The sequence below is a fragment of the Fictibacillus arsenicus genome, from assembly GCF_001642935.1.
Lineage (GTDB): Bacteria > Bacillota > Bacilli > Bacillales > Fictibacillaceae > Fictibacillus > Fictibacillus arsenicus_B.
The window spans coordinates 40,538-58,838 of the sequence record NZ_CP016761.1; the positions used below are offsets into that span (position 1 = coordinate 40,538).

20 protein-coding genes are annotated in these 18,301 nt (G+C 40.4%); all 20 read left to right on the top strand.

Going from position 1 to position 18,301, the window contains the following annotated elements:
- Window positions 1-139: 139 nt before the first annotated feature.
- The 20 genes from veg to ABE41_RS00330 all read left to right on the top strand — a co-directional run bounded on the left by veg (window position 140) and on the right by ABE41_RS00330 (window position 18,276).
- Window positions 140-400 carry a biofilm formation stimulator Veg gene (gene veg, locus ABE41_RS00225; protein ID WP_066238125.1) on the top strand — a complete coding sequence of 87 codons (261 nt, stop codon included), beginning with the start codon at window positions 140-142 and terminating at the stop codon, window positions 398-400.
- Window positions 401-528: 128 nt separating this feature from the next.
- Window positions 529-699: a small, acid-soluble spore protein, alpha/beta type gene (locus ABE41_RS00230; protein WP_066285391.1), complete on the top strand. Its 171-nt coding sequence runs from the start codon at window positions 529-531 to the stop codon at window positions 697-699.
- 148 nt (window positions 700-847) lie between these two features.
- Window positions 848-1,711 carry a 4-(cytidine 5'-diphospho)-2-C-methyl-D-erythritol kinase gene (gene ispE / locus ABE41_RS00235; protein ID WP_066285395.1) on the top strand — a complete coding sequence of 288 codons (864 nt, stop codon included), beginning with the start codon at window positions 848-850 and terminating at the stop codon, window positions 1,709-1,711.
- 60 nt (window positions 1,712-1,771) lie between these two features.
- A complete protein-coding gene (gene purR, locus ABE41_RS00240) occupies window positions 1,772-2,602 on the top strand; it encodes a pur operon repressor (protein WP_066285396.1) in 831 nt (276 codons plus the stop codon).
- On the top strand, window positions 2,599-2,976 hold the full coding sequence (locus tag ABE41_RS00245) for a RidA family protein (protein ID WP_156774192.1): 378 nt from the start codon (window positions 2,599-2,601) through the stop codon (window positions 2,974-2,976). The genes purR and ABE41_RS00245 overlap by 4 nt, the downstream gene beginning before the upstream one ends.
- Before the next feature lie 295 nt (window positions 2,977-3,271).
- A complete protein-coding gene (spoVG, locus tag ABE41_RS00250) occupies window positions 3,272-3,562 on the top strand; it encodes a septation regulator SpoVG (protein WP_066238133.1) in 291 nt (96 codons plus the stop codon).
- 227 nt (window positions 3,563-3,789) lie between these two features.
- Window positions 3,790-5,169 (top strand): bifunctional UDP-N-acetylglucosamine diphosphorylase/glucosamine-1-phosphate N-acetyltransferase GlmU, encoded by a 1,380-nt coding sequence (gene glmU, locus ABE41_RS00255; protein ID WP_066285400.1) that lies wholly within the window; start codon window positions 3,790-3,792, stop codon window positions 5,167-5,169.
- A gap of 31 nt (window positions 5,170-5,200) precedes the next feature.
- On the top strand, window positions 5,201-6,151 hold the full coding sequence (locus tag ABE41_RS00260) for a ribose-phosphate diphosphokinase (RefSeq protein ID WP_066294464.1): 951 nt from the start codon (window positions 5,201-5,203) through the stop codon (window positions 6,149-6,151).
- A 423-nt stretch (window positions 6,152-6,574) separates the two neighbouring features.
- A complete protein-coding gene (locus ABE41_RS00270; protein ID WP_066285406.1) occupies window positions 6,575-7,237 on the top strand; it encodes a 50S ribosomal protein L25/general stress protein Ctc in 663 nt (220 codons plus the stop codon).
- Window positions 7,238-7,343: 106 nt separating this feature from the next.
- On the top strand, window positions 7,344-7,904 hold the full coding sequence (gene pth, locus ABE41_RS00275) for an aminoacyl-tRNA hydrolase (RefSeq protein ID WP_066285408.1): 561 nt from the start codon (window positions 7,344-7,346) through the stop codon (window positions 7,902-7,904).
- Window positions 7,905-7,968: 64 nt separating this feature from the next.
- The gene (locus ABE41_RS00280; RefSeq protein ID WP_066285412.1) at window positions 7,969-8,199 is read left to right on the top strand and encodes an anti-sigma-F factor Fin; all 231 of its coding nucleotides are present in this window, start codon (window positions 7,969-7,971) and stop codon (window positions 8,197-8,199) included.
- A 100-nt stretch (window positions 8,200-8,299) separates the two neighbouring features.
- On the top strand, window positions 8,300-11,839 hold the full coding sequence (mfd, locus tag ABE41_RS00285) for a transcription-repair coupling factor (protein ID WP_066285413.1): 3,540 nt from the start codon (window positions 8,300-8,302) through the stop codon (window positions 11,837-11,839).
- Between the two features lie 145 nt (window positions 11,840-11,984).
- Window positions 11,985-12,521 carry a stage V sporulation protein T gene (gene spoVT, locus ABE41_RS00290; protein WP_066285414.1) on the top strand — a complete coding sequence of 179 codons (537 nt, stop codon included), beginning with the start codon at window positions 11,985-11,987 and terminating at the stop codon, window positions 12,519-12,521.
- A 450-nt stretch (window positions 12,522-12,971) separates the two neighbouring features.
- Window positions 12,972-14,558: a putative polysaccharide biosynthesis protein gene (locus ABE41_RS00300; protein ID WP_066285417.1), complete on the top strand. Its 1,587-nt coding sequence runs from the start codon at window positions 12,972-12,974 to the stop codon at window positions 14,556-14,558.
- The gene (gene mazG / locus ABE41_RS00305) at window positions 14,555-15,997 is read left to right on the top strand and encodes a bifunctional methyltransferase/pyrophosphohydrolase YabN (RefSeq protein WP_066285419.1); all 1,443 of its coding nucleotides are present in this window, start codon (window positions 14,555-14,557) and stop codon (window positions 15,995-15,997) included. The genes ABE41_RS00300 and mazG overlap by 4 nt, the downstream gene beginning before the upstream one ends.
- A gap of 126 nt (window positions 15,998-16,123) precedes the next feature.
- Window positions 16,124-16,396 carry an HU family DNA-binding protein gene (locus ABE41_RS00310; RefSeq protein ID WP_066285421.1) on the top strand — a complete coding sequence of 91 codons (273 nt, stop codon included), beginning with the start codon at window positions 16,124-16,126 and terminating at the stop codon, window positions 16,394-16,396.
- A gap of 2 nt (window positions 16,397-16,398) precedes the next feature.
- Window positions 16,399-16,665 carry an RNA-binding S4 domain-containing protein gene (locus ABE41_RS00315; RefSeq protein WP_066285423.1) on the top strand — a complete coding sequence of 89 codons (267 nt, stop codon included), beginning with the start codon at window positions 16,399-16,401 and terminating at the stop codon, window positions 16,663-16,665.
- Window positions 16,666-16,988: 323 nt separating this feature from the next.
- Window positions 16,989-17,300: a sporulation protein YabP gene (yabP, locus tag ABE41_RS00320; protein WP_066285426.1), complete on the top strand. Its 312-nt coding sequence runs from the start codon at window positions 16,989-16,991 to the stop codon at window positions 17,298-17,300.
- Window positions 17,297-17,896 carry a spore cortex biosynthesis protein YabQ gene (gene yabQ / locus ABE41_RS00325; protein ID WP_066285428.1) on the top strand — a complete coding sequence of 200 codons (600 nt, stop codon included), beginning with the start codon at window positions 17,297-17,299 and terminating at the stop codon, window positions 17,894-17,896. Before yabP ends, yabQ begins: the two co-directional genes overlap by 4 nt.
- 20 nt (window positions 17,897-17,916) lie before the next feature.
- Window positions 17,917-18,276, top strand: coding sequence for an FtsB family cell division protein (locus tag ABE41_RS00330; protein WP_066285430.1), 360 nt, complete (start codon window positions 17,917-17,919; stop codon window positions 18,274-18,276).
- Window positions 18,277-18,301 lie beyond the last annotated feature (25 nt).

The following is an 18,301-nucleotide window of genomic DNA, read 5'->3' on the forward strand; positions in this document are numbered from 1 at the left end:
AAAAAGACATACTAAAAAAAGCAAAAAAAGGATATTTGGTCATTGACATGAAAATGCTTTGCTTGCTATAATGAAAATTTTAATTTGACAAAAAAGCACGATTTGTGTTATAATTTGTCTAAGTGAGGTGGAGCCTAAAATGGGTAAAACAATAGTGGACATTAGACGCTCTTTAGAGTCCAACGTGGGTAGAAGACTTTCTTTACGTGCAAATGGCGGTCGACGTAAAACGATCGAACGTTTAGGAACACTAGAAGAAACATACCCAGCAGTTTTTATTATCAAATTAGATCAGGACACCAACGCTTTTGAACGTGTTTCTTATAGTTACGCGGATGTACTCACAGAAACAGTAGAACTTACATTCTTAGAAGATACACAAGCAGCAATCGGGCAGTAAGAACTCTTTACTGCTATTTTTTTTACCCTATGGGGCTGGATTTAAACATACATAAATGAAATACAGGAAGAATTAACCCCTTTTGGAGATACTATAACGTATCGCATATGAAAGGGGTTTTCATCATTATGGGAAGAAGTAAGCATGGAATGATGTCTGAAGGATTAAAGACTGAAATTGCAAAGGAGCTTGGTTTTTACGATAAAGTTCAGCGCGATGGATGGGGCGGTATTTCTTCAAAAGATGCAGGAAATATGGTGAAGCGCGCACTTGAATTAGCAGAGCAAAGAAAAAACTAAGAAAATATGCGATATAACGAAGCCGGAGGTGTTAAGTCTCCGGTTTTCCGCTATCCTGAGAGAAACGATTTTAACTATATTTAAGTGTTCATACTGTGTTACTATTAAAAATATCAAAATTGTGTAAGATTTTTAGGCAGGGATAAAGATGATTAATAATAAAGTATCCATTAAAGCACCGGCAAAAATCAATCTGTCTCTTGATGCATTGCGAAAAAGAGAAGATGGCTTTCATGAAGTAGCCATGGTCATGACCACGGTTGATTTAGCTGACCGGATCGAACTGACTTTATTAGAAAAAGACGAAATTAGAATAGAAAGCTCAGGCGGCTTCGTGCCTTTGGATGAACGGAACTTGGCATATCAGGCCGCTTTGCTTCTTAAGAAGACGTACGGAATTAAACAAGGTGTTTTTATACATATTTCAAAACATATTCCTGTCGCTGCTGGTCTTGCCGGAGGAAGCAGTGACGCTGCAGCAGCATTAAAAGGGCTGAATCAGCTTTGGAACTTAGGATTGTCACTGGACGAACTCGCAGAACTCGGAGCAAAGATCGGGTCAGATGTTTCGTTTTGTGTGTACGGAGGAACCGCACTGGCAACAGGGCGCGGTGAAAAAATTCACCACATTTCCTCCCCGCCTCCTTGCTGGGTACTTCTAGCTAAACCTCCAATCGGTGTTTCGACAGGTGAAGTATATCGGAACTTGAATCTTTCAGGGATCAAACATCCTGATGTAGAAGGTATGGTTAAGGCAATCGAAGATAAAGACTATGACCAGATCTGCAGCCTCCTTGGCAACGTGTTAGAGACTGTGACCCTTAAAATGTACCCTGAAGTAAAACATATTAAGGAACAGATGATGAAACTTGGAGCAGATGCCGTTTTAATGAGTGGAAGCGGGCCGACAGTGTTTGGGCTATTTCAGCATGAATCAAGGCTTCAGCGGGTTTATAACGGTTTAAGAGGTTTTTGCAATGAAGTTTACGCAGTAAGACTATTAGGGGAATGATTGATAAAATCCGTATAAAAATGTTATATTAACTTCAAACATTCGGTTTTGGAGGAAAATATGAAATTAAAAAGAAGCGGAAGAATGGTGGATTTGACAGCCTACCTACTTCATCATCCCCATCAGCTTATTCCTTTATCTTATTTTGTAGAACGCTATGAATCGGCTAAATCATCTATTAGTGAAGACCTTGCTATCATTAAGGAACATTTTGAACAGCACGGATTAGGACAAGTTCAGACCGTTCCAGGGGCAGCAGGCGGTGTGAAATACATCCCAGGCATCGATCAGGCAGAAGCGGAAGCAACAGTTGAAGAACTTGTTCAGCTTCTGGAAGATCCAAGCCGTATATTGCCCGGAGGCTATCTGTACGTTACTGATGTGATCGGTAATCCAAGGCTGGTTAATCAGATCGGACGTTTGTTTGCTTCTATCTTCTCTAAACGAAAAATAGATGTTGTTATGACGATCGCAACGAAAGGTATACCGCTTGCTTATGCGGTGGCTACACATTTGAACGTTCCTGTAGTGGTTGTTAGGAGCAACAGCAGAGTTACTGAAGGGTCCACCGTCAGTATCAATTATGTTTCCGGCTCAACAAAACGCATTCAAACGATGGCCCTTGCAAGACGAAGCATCAAACAAGGATCCCGTGTATTGATCATCGATGATTTTATGAAGGCTGGCGGAACGATTAAAGGCATGATCAGTTTAATAGAAGAGTTTCAGGCACATATCGAAGGAATTGGCGTACTTGTGGAAGCGCAGGAAGTATCCGAGCGCCTTGTAGATGATTATGTTTCGATCGCACGTCTTTCTCAAGTAAACGAAAAAGAAAACCGTATTGAAGTAGAAAAAGGCAATTATTCTCTAAACGGAGGTCATTCATAATGAAAAAGGTTCATACTACAGAGGCTCCAGCAGCAATCGGGCCGTACTCCCAAGGAATCGTCTACAACAATTTGTTTTTCAGTTCAGGCCAGATTCCATTGACAAAAGAAGGCGAAATGGTCGATGGAGATGTTAAAGAACAGACACATCAAGTATTTCACAACTTAAAAGCGGTTTTAAATGAAGCAGGCTCATCTCTTGAGCAGGTAATCAAAGCTACTGTTTTTATTAAAGATATGAATGAATTTGCGGACATTAATGAAGTTTATGGCCAATATTTTTCGGAACATAAGCCAGCACGCTCTTGTGTGGAAGTAGCACGTCTTCCTAAAGATGCTAAAGTTGAAATAGAAGTTATCGCACTTACGAAATAAGCTCCAGAAGGGGCTTATTTTTTTTTGAAGGAGCGGCAAGAAAGAAATAATCGGTTTTTAGGCTGTAATTCTTCGTTTATGGACTTTTCGACAAAACGAGCCGGATAAAGAAACCGACAGCCATCTCCTTATTTTCACTTATGCACACTTATACCGTACAAACACCTGAAATCACTGCTATAATGGCATTTTTATAAATTTTTTAAAAATTTTTATTTTTCAAAGAAGGATTTTGTAAAATGTTGAAGAATTGTAGTATTACGTTCTTATTATTGGAAAAAGGTGGTGTTTGTGAATGGAAGTGACTGACGTAAGATTACGCCGTGTAAATACAGAAGGCCGTATGAAAGCGATTGCCTCCATTACAATCGATCATGAATTTGTTATTCATGATATCAGAGTAATTGATGGCAATAATGGAATGTTCGTAGCTATGCCAAGCAAACGAACACCAGATGGGGAATTCCGTGATATCGCACATCCGATTACTTCAAGTACTCGGGAAAAAATTCAAAATGCGGTATTAACAGAATATCACCGTATGGGAGAAATGGAGTCTGCTTTGGAAGAAGCAGGAGCTTCTTAATATCCTAATAAGAATCGAGAGCCTGGTCGCAAATGATTAGGTTCTTTTTATTTGCCTATTTTTATAATAATCTGAACCTTTCACAAAAAATAAGCGTATTTCCTCCATTTTTTTCTCTATTTATATCAAACCATTGACAATCCCTTGTCACTTCTTGAAATGCCCCCGCGTTTAAGATATATTCGTAATGGTATATTAAGAATTAGGAAAATGGATGGAGGTTCACTATGACAAATCGCTATGCGGTCATTCTTGCTGCGGGTCAAGGAACAAGGATGAAATCCAAATTATATAAAGTATTACATCCTGTATGTGGTAAGCCAATGGTTCAACATGTTGTTGACCAGATCAGCTCACTTCAAATGAAGCAAATGGTGGCTGTAGTTGGCCATGGCGCAGAAAAGGTTCAGGAACAACTGGGCGATCACATTCAGTATGTCCTTCAAGAAGAGCAGCTTGGAACTGCGCATGCTGTTATGCAGGCAGAAGAGGTTCTAGCTAACGAAGAAGGCGTTACGCTTGTGGTGTGTGGTGACACTCCGCTTATTACATCTGAAACAATGGAAAGGCTTATTGCTGAACATGAAACACTTGGGGCAAAAGCTACTATCCTAACAGCGCAGGCAGATGATCCAACAGGCTATGGCCGTATCATTCGCAACAGTGAAGGTACGGTTGAAAGAAATGTTGAGCATAAGGATGCATCTGAGGAAGAGCGCAAAGTTACGGAGATTAATACAGGAACATACTGTTTTGATAATAAAGCGTTGTTTGAAGCTTTAAAGAAAGTAAGCAATGACAATGTACAGGGCGAATATTATTTGCCTGACGTAATTGAGATCTTGAAAAAAGCCGGTGAGGTTGTAGCGGCTTATCAAACTCCTGATTTTAATGAAACTCTGGGTGTAAATGATCGAGTTGCCCTTTCCAAAGCGGAGAGCTTTATGAAAAAGAGAATTAATGAGCGTCATATGAGAAATGGGGTTACATTAATCGATCCAGAACAAACGTATATTTCTGATGATGCAGAAATCGGGAGTGATACAGTTATCTACCCTGGAACTGTTATTTTAGGAAACACCAAGATTGGTGAAGAGAATATCATTGGTCCTCAATCTGAAATAAAAGACAGTGTAGTAGGAAGCGGAAACACAATCCGCCAGTCTGTCATCCACGACAGTGTAGTGGGTAATGAAACAGCAATTGGACCTTTTGCTCACATTCGTCCTAAGTCTGTTCTTGAGAATAATGTGAAGATCGGAAACTTTGTCGAAATTAAGAAATCTGTTATGAGCACGGGAAGCAAAGCTTCACATTTAAGTTACATTGGAGATGCCGAAATTGGCAAAGATGTTAACTTGGGCTGTGGATCTATTACTGTGAATTATGATGGTAAGAATAAGTTCCTGACAAAAGTTGAAGATGGTGCATTCATCGGCTGTAATTCCAACTTAGTAGCGCCTGTTACAGTTGGGAAAAACGCTTATGTTGCAGCAGGTTCTACCATTACTAATGATGTCCCGGCTGAGTCGCTGTCCATCGCAAGATCGCGCCAGACCGTTAAAGAAAACTACGTTCGAAAGCTTAACGAAAAACAAAACCAATAATTATTAAGAGTGGGGAAGGATGAAGCCATCAATGAGTACGTATGTAGATCCTACATTAAAAGTTTTCACTTTAAATTCCAATAAGGAACTTTCAAAAGAGATTGCAGAGCATATTGGAATTGAACTTGGAGAAAGTTCAGTAACAAAATTCAGTGACGGGGAAATTCAAATCAACATTGAAGAAAGCATCCGCGGGTGTGAAGTATATGTTATTCAATCCACTAGCGACCCTGTTAACCAGCATTTAATGGAACTTTTAATTATGATTGATGCTTTAAAACGTGCATCTGCTAAAACGATTAATGTCGTTATTCCTTACTATGGCTATGCACGCCAAGACCGAAAAGCACGTGCACGTGAGCCTATTACTGCAAAGCTTGTTGCAAACTTGCTTGAAACAGCAGGAGCTACTCGTGTAATTGCAATCGATCTTCATGCAACTCAAATTCAAGGCTTTTTCGACATTCCTGTAGACCAGCTGCTTGGTGTGCCGATTCTTGCTAACTATTTCTCAAATAAAAACTTAGATGACATCGTTATCGTATCACCAGATCATGGCGGTGTTACAAGAGCTCGTAAAATGGCTGACCGTCTTAAAGCTCCAATCGCCATCATTGATAAGCGACGCCCTCGTCCGAATGTTTCAGAAGTAATGAACATCGTAGGTAACATTGAAGGCAAAACAGCTATCTTAATCGATGACATTATTGATACAGCGGGTACGATTACTTTGGCTGCTAATGCACTTATGGAAAACGGAGCGAAAGAAGTGTATGCATGCTGTACGCATCCAGTACTTTCAGGGCCAGCTATGGACCGAATCCAAAACTCTTCAATTAAAGAACTAGTTGTGACAAACACAATCGTTCTTCCTGAAGAGAAGAAAATCGACAAAATTACACAGCTTTCAGTAGCACCGCTATTAGGTGAAGCGATCATCCGTGTTCACGAACAGCTTTCAGTTTCTAAATTGTTTGACTAAGTTCTTTTCTGGATTTTTGAATGACTTTCTGAAGTCTTCGTTGACTAGTTGATTGAAGCGTAAGATGCGAGACTCCTCGAAAATGAAAATCACATTTTCTTCGTGCGATGGAACGCTGTCGAAGTCTTCCTTGTCCTGCGGGATCAGCGTGCCATCTACCTGGGTATCCTTCTCGCAAGGCATGCGACGAGGAACATCCTTCGTCAGAATTTACTTGTAGACGCAGGAGCAAACCAACTCCTTTGAATGTGAGACTCCTAAAGGTGCAAGGCGACGAGTGGGCTCACCGCACGCCCCGCGGAAAGCGAGCATCTGAAGCGGAAATCGACCCTTTCTAATTGAGAGAATAAACTTCACGTTTTAAAATCTTTCACTTCGGGTAATCCTTTTAAGAGACTCGAAATAGGAAAGGTGGATCTCAATATGGCAACGAATCTAACAGTCGAAAAACGAAATACTGAAAAACGTTCATTTTTGACGGAGTTACGAAATAAAGGACATGTTCCCGCAAACCTTTATGGTTACGGAACGGAGTCTGTTGCACTGTCCGTTGATGAACCTGAATTTGTTAAAGCTTATAGAGAAGTAGGTAAAAACGGCGTACTCAAACTTAAAGTGGATGGAAAAGATTATTCTGTCATGGTACAGGAAATGCAAATACACCCTTTAAAGAATGCAGTTACTCACATTGATTTTATTGCGATTGATCTAAATAAAGAAACTGAAGCTGAGGTGCCAGTTGTACTGACAGGCGATTCTGCTGGTGTTAAGGAAGGCGGAATTCTGCAGCGTGTACATGCAACTGTAAACGTAAAAGCACTTCCTTCTGACTTTCCAGAGCAATTGGAAGCTTCTGTTGAACACTTAAACATTGGTGATTCCTTATACGTTAAGGACTTGCCGACTGGCAGCAAATACGAAATTCTTCATGAAGAAGATGAAGTGATAGCAAGTGTAACACCGCCTAAGCTTCAGGATGAAGAAACTGACCCAGAAACAGAAGAAGCGGATGAAGCTGGAGATGCTCCAGAGTCTTCTGAATCTGTAGCTGACGATAGCCAGGAAGGTCAGGGAGAGGAAAAGTAAGACGAATAGATGTATATAAAACGCAGCAGCCGCTGCGTTTTTATTCTGTTTATAAGAATTGATGTATAATGGTCGTATGACATTTTAAAGGTTAGGTGAACCAAAAGTGAAATTGTTTATAGGACTCGGGAATCCTGGATCAAGATTTGATGGAACCCGACATAACATTGGGTTTGAAGTAATCGACAGACTTTCCGATTCTCTGAACATTCAAATGCAGCAAACAAAATTTAAGGGAATATACGGAACTGCAAACATTGGCGGGGAAAAAATCTTTTTACTTAAACCGCTGACGTATATGAATTTGTCTGGTGAATGTATTGGCCCTTTTATGGATTATTTTCAGATACCTGTTGAGGACATTCTTGTGATTTATGACGACCTCGATACTCAGCCAGGTAAACTAAGACTTAGAACAAAAGGCAGTGCCGGCGGTCATAATGGAATTAAGTCTATGATAGCTCATCTTGGAACACAGGAATTTAAGCGGATCCGTTTCGGTATAGGACGTCCACCAAATCAGCAGCCTGTTCCTGATTTTGTACTTAACCGTTTTTCAAAAGAAGAACAGCCTGATGTGGAGAATGGGATTGAACGTGCACTTAAAGCAAGCGAAGCTTTTATTGATACATCATTTGATAAGGTGATGAATAAGTTTAACGGGTAAAGAATAGATTACTCATGTTCCGCTCATAATGGTTAGTAGAATGCTAACCGAAAGGGGAACTTATATGGCTATTCATTACCGGTGCAGGCATTGTAAAACACATGTTGGCACCATTGATCACCATACTGTGAACGCAGCGAATCTTGGATTTGAAACACTTACTGCAGAAGAACGGCAGGAATTGCTCTCCTATAAAGAGAATGGAGATATAGAAGTAACGACTACTTGTGAAGATTGTCAGGATACATTAGAACGCTATCCTGAATTTCATACACTGAAATCTTTTATTCAATAAGGTATTGCTTTGGCCGCAGGCTATGATGCGGACCAAAGCCTTTTTCTGTTTACATATCATAGTGTACAGCTATGAACGGCGTTTGAGAGGGGGAGAAAGATTGCTCGGATTAAAGAGATATTTTAGTCAGGGAGAAGATTTTGATTCTATTTTAAATGGTATAAATGCTGGACTGAAAGAACAATTAGTTGCGGGCCTTTCAGGTTCTGCACGGACAATGCTGATCAGCAGCCTGCATGAAAAAACGGGTAAACCTCAATTGGTTATCACACATAATTTGTTTCAGGCCCAAAAGTTATATGAAGATTTAACTTCTCTTTTACCTGAAGATGAAGTTTATTTATATCCGGTTAATGACTTAATCTCTTCAGAAATGGCGATTTCCAGTCCAGAATTAAAAAGTCAGCGTATCGAAGCTTTAAATTATTTAAGTAAGTCCGCTTCAGGTGTCATCATTACACCGATTGCAGGATTAAGAAGATATTTGCCGCCCATTGAAATTTGGAAGCAGGCAGGTCTGTCTTTTCGAATGGGAGAGGAGATCGATCCTGATCAAATTTTGAATAAGCTTGTTGCTATGGGGTATGAAAGAACTTCTATGGTTCAAACCCCTGGTGAATTTAGTGTGCGCGGGGGAATTATTGATATTTTCCCTTTAACCGTTAAGAACCCTGTTCGTATTGAACTGTTTGATACAGAGATCGATTCTATAAGGTTCTTTGAAGCAGAAACACAGCGTTCAAAAGATAAAGTACAAGAGATTTCAATTGCTCCTGCAGAAGAACTCATTTTGTTTGATGAGCATTATGAACAAGCAGCTGAACGGATTGATGCGAGGCTGGCAGATACACTAAAAAATATTAAAGATGATTCACTAAAAGAGATGCTTGTTGAAAATATAAGCTATGAAACAGGACGTTTAAGAGAACATCAACAGTTTCAAAGCATGTATAAATACGCTTCTTTGTTTTATGATAATCCGGCAAGTCTTTTGGATTATGTTTCTCCTGACTGCTTAATCATTATGGATGAGATCGGACGAATCCAGGAAACGAGCCAGCAGCTTGATAAGGAAGAAGCAGAGTGGCAGACAGCTCTATTGGAACATGGTGAGCTTGTACGAGGTCTCACGATATCACCAGACACAAATGCACTCCTCGGAGACAAAAAGAGTTTCCCGATTATTTATCTATCTCTTTTCTTAAGGCATGTTCCTCATACTCAGCCGCAGAACATACTAAATGTAGAATGCAAAAGTATGCAGAACTTCCATGGACAGATGAATGTGTTAAAAGGAGAAATGGATCGCTGGAAGAAGCTTGGTTTTGCGATTGTTTTTGTGGCGCTTAACAAAGAACGTGCAAACCGCCTGGAAAGAGTTCTGGCTGACTATGAGATGGATGCTGGAATAATAGATGACGATAAAGATATTCGCCCGAAAACAAGCCAGATATTGCTTGGAGACCTTGCGAGTGGCTTTGAATCAACAAAGCAAAAGCTTGTTGTCATAACAGAAGAGGAAGTTTTCACGAAAAAAGCGAAGCGTCCTGCCCGGAAGCAGCGGATGACAAATGCTGAACGTATAAAAAGCTACTCGGAGTTAAAAGTTGGGGACTATGTTGTTCACGTTAACCACGGGATCGGAAAATATTTAGGTATCGAAACGCTCGAGATCAAAGGTGTGCATAAGGATTATCTGCACATTAAGTACTCTGGCAATGACACGCTTTACGTACCTGTTGATCAGATCGATCAAGTACAAAAGTATGTAGGCTCTGAAGGTAAAGAGCCGAAAATCTACTCATTAGGCGGTAGCGACTGGAAAAAAGTAAAAAGCAAAGTAAAGTCTTCTGTACAGGATATAGCAGATGATTTAATAAAGCTTTATGCTGAACGTGAAGCAAGCAAAGGATACGCTTTTTCACAAGATGGCGCTGAACAGAGTGAGTTCGAAGGGAGCTTTCCTTATCAGGAGACAGAAGATCAGCTTCGTACTATCGAAGAGATTAAAAAGGACATGGAAAGCATTCGTCCTATGGACCGGCTGCTCTGCGGAGATGTAGGCTATGGCAAAACAGAAGTCGCTATCCGTGCAGCTTTTAAAGCAATTATGGATGGCAAGCAAGTAGCTTTCCTCGTGCCGACAACCATTCTTGCTCAGCAGCACTTCGAAACGTTCCGTGAGCGGTTTTCAGAGTTTCCGATAACGATTGGCAGCTTAAGCCGGTTTCGGTCAAAAAAAGAACAGAACGAAGTAATAAAAGGCTTAAAAGCAGGTACTGTAGATATTGCGATTGGTACACACCGTCTTCTTTCAAAGGACGTGCAATATAAAGACCTGGGATTACTAATTATCGATGAGGAACAGCGTTTTGGTGTAACGCATAAAGAAAAGATTAAAACGCTGAAATCGAATATAGATGTACTTACATTAACAGCAACGCCAATTCCGCGTACACTCCATATGTCAATGCTTGGAGTACGTGATCTGTCGGTCATAGAAACACCTCCAGAAAACCGCTTCCCCATTCAGACCTATGTAATGGAGTACAATGGCTCACTGGTCCGTGAAGCGATTGAAAGAGAGATGGGACGTGGCGGCCAAGTATATTTCCTATATAACCGGGTTGATTCCATAGAGCGAATGGCTGAACAGATTTCCATGCTTGTTCCTGATTGCCGGGTGGCATATGCACACGGTCAAATGTCAGAGAACGAGCTTGAAACGGTCATGCTTGAGTTTTTAGAAGGAAACTATGATGTATTAGTATCAACAACGATTATTGAAACGGGTGTCGATATTCCGAATGTGAATACGCTGATCGTCTATGATGCGGATAAGATGGGCTTATCCCAGCTTTATCAGCTCCGCGGCCGAGTAGGACGATCGAATCGTGTTGCTTACGCGTATTTTACGTATCAGCGTGACAAAGTGTTAACAGAAGTCGCTGAGAAACGTCTGCAGGCAATTAAAGAATTCACAGAATTAGGTTCAGGATTTAAGATTGCGATGCGCGACCTGTCTATCCGAGGTGCTGGAAACCTTCTTGGTGCTCAGCAGCATGGGTTTATTGATTCTGTAGGTTTTGACCTTTACTCGCAAATGCTTGAAGAAGCTATCGAGGAACGCAAAGGAACAAAACCAAAAGAAGTGGAAGAAGAAGTGGACCTCAATATAGAAGTGGATGCTTATATTCCTTCAAGTTACATTGGAGATGAGAAGCAAAAGATCGAAATGTATAAGCATGTACGGGCTGCTAAGTCGCTTAAAGATATTTCTGATTTGCAGGAAGAATTCATCGATCGGTTTGGCGATTATCCTGTGGAAGTCGAATGCTTGCTGTTGGCAGCAGGAATAAAGCTGCGTGCTAAACTTGAAGGCATTAAATCGATTGAACAGAAGCAAGACACGGTTAATATGCTCCTCACCGAAAGTTCTACAGCTTCAGTCGATGGAGGAAAAATGTTTGAGATCGCAAACAAGATCGGAAGACATGTGAACCTCGGGATGCAAAATAACTTTATGAAAGTGGTCATTAACAGAAAACGCATAAAAGACTTAGAACTCTTAAAACAAATTGACCTTTTCCTAAAAGAAATAAAGCATGCGAGGAAACAAAAGACAACAAATACACGCTAAAATTTAATAAGCCCTCTCATTCGTGAATAGAACAAGAGATGTAACAAATAATAAACCTAGAAAATGGAACATTCTTTCAGAGAAGGAACCATTTTGTTGTTACATCAGTGCACCATCATCATCCGAAAGAGAGGGCATTATTTATATGAAAGCGACTGGTATCGTTCGACGTATTGATGACCTTGGGCGCGTTGTTATCCCTAAAGAAATCCGCAGAACGCTGAGGATTCGCGAGGGAGACCCGCTTGAGATTTTTGTAGACAGAGATGGAGAAGTCATCTTGAAAAAATATTCTCCTATCAATGAGCTTGGCGATTTTGCGAAAGAATATGCGGAAAGCCTTGCAGACAGTACAGGTCATGTTGTTTTAATTGCTGACCGCGATACATATATTGCGGTAGCTGGCGGATCCAAAAAAGACTATCATAATAAAGCCATAGGCAAAGTAGTGGAATCTTCTATGAGTGACCGGAAGACACTGGTTGAATCAAACGGAGCAGAAGCCGAGCTTATTGATGGTATTAAAGAAAATACATCTCATGTGATCGCTCCAATCATAGCGGGTGGCGATCCAATCGGAGCGGTCGTTATGATCGGAAAAGAAGGAAAGAAGCTTACTGAACTGGAGCAGAAACTTTCTGAAACAGCTGCAGGATTTTTAGCCAGACAGATGGAGCAATAAGGAAGGGCTATTTTCGCCCTTTCTTTTTTTATTTTTCCATACGTGTGTATCGCTGGGCGATACGTCACAACAAAGGTACGAGCGTTTCTTTCAATTGTGGTATAATACGTTGAATTAAAAAGAATTGTAATGAGTTATGTCGACATGTGTCGTCCCGGGAAATATATATCTGAATAGGTTCTTTTAAAGAGGCTCTTCTCTAAAGAATGTTGTCTTTGGTCTCTTTTCATTCTCTTCATTGCAAGTTGATTGGAGAGCAAGGTGCGAGACTCCTATGGGACGAGTGGGACAGGTGAGACTCCTAAAGGCGCAAAGCGTGAGGAGGCTCACCGCCCGCCCCATGGAAAGCGAGCAACTGGAGCGGAAATCAACCACTTCAAGGGCAACAAGGTTTACGAAAACAACATTTGAAATACGAAGTAAAACGTTAACGATTTTTGAGGTACTAAAATGAACACAAAAAAGTCTTCTGTTTGGGAAGGTGCTTTGCTGCTTACTGCAGCAGCCCTTGTTGTTAAATTATTAAGTGCCGTCTACCGGATTCCCTATCAAAACATGACAGGTGATTTCGGTTTTTATGTATTTCAGCAAGCGTATCCCTTTTATGCGATAGCCGCTGCTGTTGCTTTTACAGGATTTCCAATGGCACTATCTAAAATGATCGCATCAGAAAAAAGCAATAATGATCATCTTATAAAAACGTCAATTTGGACATCCTTTTTGTTAGGGATTATTTCTTTTATATCTTTGTTCTTATCTGCACCTTACATAGCAAATATAATGGGTGACAGCCATCTTACATTGCCTATTCGTGTTATATCCATCCTTTTCTTATTTATACCGCTGTCTGCTTTTCTCAGAGGTACATATCAAGGGTATGGTGATATGCAGCTTACTGCTGTTTCGCAGTTGCTCGAACAAACCGTTCGGGTTTCAGGTATATTATTAATTTCATTTTATTTGGTTAGAGAAGGCTATTCCAGCTATGAAACAGGAGCAGGTGCTTTATCGGGATCTGTTTTAGGTGCTGCAGCTTCAGGAGTATTCCTTTTGTTTTTCTGGAGAAAAGGAATTACTCCCGCTTATCATCCTCAAGCAAAAATAAGGATTACATATGGAGCTGAACTGCTGAAATCGAGTATTTATCTATCTTTAAGCGCACTTGTTTTAGCGTTGATGCAGCTGGTTGATGCATTCCTTTTTGTAAATGTGTGGGTCGAAAGCGGTATGCAGTCATATGACGCCAAACTGTTAAAAGGGGTATTTGACCGGGGGCAACCTCTTCTTCAGCTCGGAACTGTAGCCGCAGCATCATTAGCACTTGCTGTCGTCCCGGAAATGGCTCATTTAGTACAGCAAAAAAGAAATGCTGATATTCAGTTACTCACGAAGCTGTCAGTGAAAATTTCTGTTGTTTTTGGCGGAGCTGCATCAGTTGGGCTCATCTGTATCATGGAACCTCTAAATACTATGCTTTTTAAGAATGCACAGGGATCATCTGCACTTGCTGTATTGTGTCTGTCCATTGTTTCAGTATCTATTATTTATACTTCTACAGGTCTTTTGCAGGGGATCGGACATGGAAGGTATGCAGCGCTATCCATCCTGGCTGCAATTTTCGTAAAAGTTGCGGGGAACCTGATACTGATACGGCACTTCGGAATGGAGGGAGCAGCACTTTCAACTGTCATGGCTACAAGTATTGCTGCAGTGCTCCAATTAATAAAGCTCCAAACGGCAACAAAGTTTTTGAGCAATGTACGAGCGGTTAACCTATTCTCTTATCTATTTTCATTAGGTGTTATGGCTGCCGGTGTTTTATTGTGGATAGTTATTGCTGAAAATATTTTTGAAGGTGTATCTAGGATTAATGCTATGTTTATCAGTATAACTTCTTCGGTGCTTGGTGGAGTGATCTATCTTACCGTCATTATAAAGTTTAAAATATTTTCCCAGGCGGAGTGGGAATCAGTATTCCATTCGGCCGGAACGGTTAAGAAGGTAGTAGAACGGCTGAAAAAAAGGAGGCCAAAATGAATAAGAAAATTACGATAGTAGGCTTAGGAGCAGGGAACCTGGATCAAATGACGCTCGGTATATACCGGTTGCTTGAATCGGCAGAAACAGTATATGCGAGAACGATTCATCACCCTGCTGTAGAAGAGCTTATCGAACAAGGCACAACATTTATAACATTTGATGATATCTATGAAAAGCATGATCAATTTGAGCCTGTATATGAGGAAATTGCAGAACTTTTATTTAAGGCTGCTGAAGAAAACGGACATGTCATTTATGCCGTACCAGGTCATCCATTAGTTGCTGAGCAGGCGGTTCAGCTTTTGCTGCATAACGCTGATCAAAATAATACAGAAGTAACAGTGGCTGGCGGTAAAAGTTTTCTCGATGAAATGTACACGGCCTTAAAGATTGACCCGATTGAAGGGTGCCAAATTCTTGATGGGACATCACTAAAAAAAGAAGAAATCCAAATTCGGCATCATCTTGTTATTGTTCAAGTGTACGATGCTTTTATCGCATCAGAAGTAAAATTGACACTGATGGAAAAGTATCCAGACGATTATGAAGTGGCTGTTGTAACAGCAGCCGGAAGCTCAAGTGAGACGATAAAAAGAGTTCCGCTATTCGAGTTAGATCAGTCTGTAACTTTAAACAATCTAACCGCTGTATACGTACCTCCTGTCAAAGAAGAAACGTTGATGTACAGAGATTTTTCATTTTTGAAAAGTGTTATTGAAAGATTGAGAGGTCCCGGAGGCTGTCCGTGGGATCAGAAGCAAACACATGTCAGTCTGAAGAAATATTTAATTGAAGAAGCATACGAAGTGCTGGAAGCGATCGATGAGGAAGATGATGAGACTTTGGCTGAAGAGCTCGGTGACGTTTTGCTGCAAGTACTTCTGCACGCTCAGATTGGCGAGGAAGAGGGATTTTTTGCGATGGATGATGTGATTTCTGTCTTAACCGAGAAGATGATCCGCCGTCATCCTCACGTGTTTAGTGACGTAAGTGCAGAAGATGCCGATGAAGTCGTAGCTAACTGGGAAGCTATAAAAGCACAAGAAGCGGGCAAGGAAAAAAGAGAGTCTCTTTTAGATGGTGTGCCTAAAGGTATGCCGGCTATTCAAAAAGCCTTTCAATTTCAGAAAAAGGCTGCTAAGGTTGGATTCGACTGGAAAGAAACAGGACCTGTTTATGATAAGATATTAGAGGAATTAAAAGAATTTCAGGAAGCTGAAGGTGAAGAACAGCTGAAAGAGCTTGGTGATCTGCTGTTTTCAGTTGTGAATTTAGCCCGCTTCTATAAAATAGATCCTGAAGAAGCTCTTAATGCAACGAACAGAAAGTTCTATAAGCGTTTTCGTTATATTGAGACTGCACTAAAAGAGAAGAATCTATCTTTTGAAGATGTAACATTGGAAGAAATTGACCGACTTTGGGTCGAAGCAAAATAATTTTTTTTTCAACAAAGAAGGATTATAGTGAGAAATAGAGAATATTTTCTCGAGAAATATCATGAACCCTTAATTATAAAGGGTTTCTAGCGAATTCTTTGAAAGAAACTTTAGGAGGTAATAAAAATGAACAAAAATGAATTGGTAACAAATATCTCAGAAAAGTCAGGTCTTACTAAGAAAGATGTAGAAACAGTCGTTAATGGCGTAATCGATGAAATCACTTCTGCTCTTAAAGGCGGAGAAAAAGTACAGTTTGTTGGATTTGGAACTTTTGAAACTCGCGAGCGTTCTAGCCGTACTGGCCGCAACCCTCAAACGGGTAAAGAAATTCAAATCCCGGCTGCTACTGTTCCAGCATTTAAAGCAGGCAACAAGCTGAAAGAAGCTGTTAAGTAAGCATGCGCTTAGACAAATTTCTGAAAGTCTCCCGCCTTATTAAACGGAGAACCGTGGCGAAGGAGATTTCAGATCAAGGCCGTATCACGATAAACGGATTGCAGGCGAAAGCTTCTTCTGATGTAAAAGTTGGGGACGAGCTTACGATTCGTTTTGGCCAAAAGCTTGTAAAGGTGAAAATCGACGAGCTTAAGGATACGACCAAAAAAGAGGACGCTGACAACATGTATACCGTCCTCGAAGAAAACCGCATCGAAACGACTGAGTAAAGAACCTGAATTCTTCAGGTTCTTTTTCCTTTTTGATTTTTTCTAAAGATTATTTCGCCTAGAGAATTTAGTGAATTGCCTACATTGATAGGTTGATTGGAGTGTAAGGTGCGAGACTCCTGCGGGATTAGTGGGACAGGTGAGACACCTGATGGCGCAAAGCGCTGAGGTGGCTCACCGCACACCCCGCGGAAAGCGAGCATCCTGTAACGGAGAGCAACTACTTTCAAAAACATCACTGATCTCGTTAACAGGTTTATCATAGCTTGTTCTATTCCCCCAGCTTATTTCATACATTTGTATGGAATAGAGGAGGGGAATGTATGGACCAACGATATGATTTTAATAACAACTATAATCAAAAAGTAAGCACTCCAAATCATGATGTAAGAATGATAGGCCGTAAGAATCTGGAGATCACAGGTGTTAAGCAGGTTGAAAGCTTTGATAATGAGGAATTTTTGCTTGAAACAACCATGGGTTTTCTGGCGATACGCGGGACAAACTTGAAGATGAAAAACCTTGATGTCGAATCTGGTGTAGTGAATATCGAAGGAAAAGTATTCGATCTTGTCTACCTTGACCAGCAAACCGGTGAAAAGAACAAAGGTTTCTTCGGCAAATTGTTCAAATGACATTAACCGTACAGTTTCAAACCATGCTGGCTATGGTCTTCATGGGGATATGGATCGGTATGGCTGTTGATACCTACAGCCGGTTCATCCATGAAAAGCGAAAGTGGCATTGGCTTCATTTCTTAAATGATTTGTTCTTTTGGCTGGTACAGGCTTTGCTGGTTTTTTATGTTCTTCTTCATGTTAATCACGCGGAAATTCGTTTTTATATTTTTATAGCTTTAATTTGCGGTTATGCTGCTTATCGTGCTCTTTTAGAAAACATATATAAAAAGCTGCTGGAATGGTTTGTGTTAGCTGCTGCAGCAATTTTCCGCTTCTTATACAATCTGTTCAACAGTTTACTTGTGATGCCGATAAAATGGTTGATTATGATTATTTCGGGTATTCTTTTATATGTATTAAAGCTTTTACAAAGAATAGTCGTTGTTTTATTAAAAATTCTTTTTTCTCCTTTTAAGTGGATCGGAACGCTTGTATGGCGTTTCATTCCAAAACAAAAATGGTATAATTTAAAAGAGAAATATTTAAAAGTTGCAGGGTTTTTTAATTCAGTGAAGAATAAAGTCAGCAATTGGAAGGGAAAAAAGAAGTAAAGGAGGGGAAGAGCGAACAAATGCGCCAAAAGAAGATAACAGAGATTCACTCACAATACATCCAGAATAAAGAACGCCATGAGAAGGTGATCGCTAAGCGTAAACGCGGGCTATACCGACGTTTAACGGGGGCTTTTATCGTATTTTCCTTTTTTGCTTTTTTAATTATTACGGGTATTGCGGAGCAACTCTCCCTTTTAAATGAAAAACAGACGGAACAGAAAGAGCTGACCGAAGAATATAAAGCTCTTTTAGAAGAAAAGGCACAACTTAAAGATGAAGTGAATAAACTAAAAGACGAAGAATACATTGGAGAAATCGCCAGACGCGACTTTTTTATGTCAAAGCCTGGTGAAACAATCTTTAAACTTCCAGAATAAAGCAAGAAGCGTTCATTGACACGCA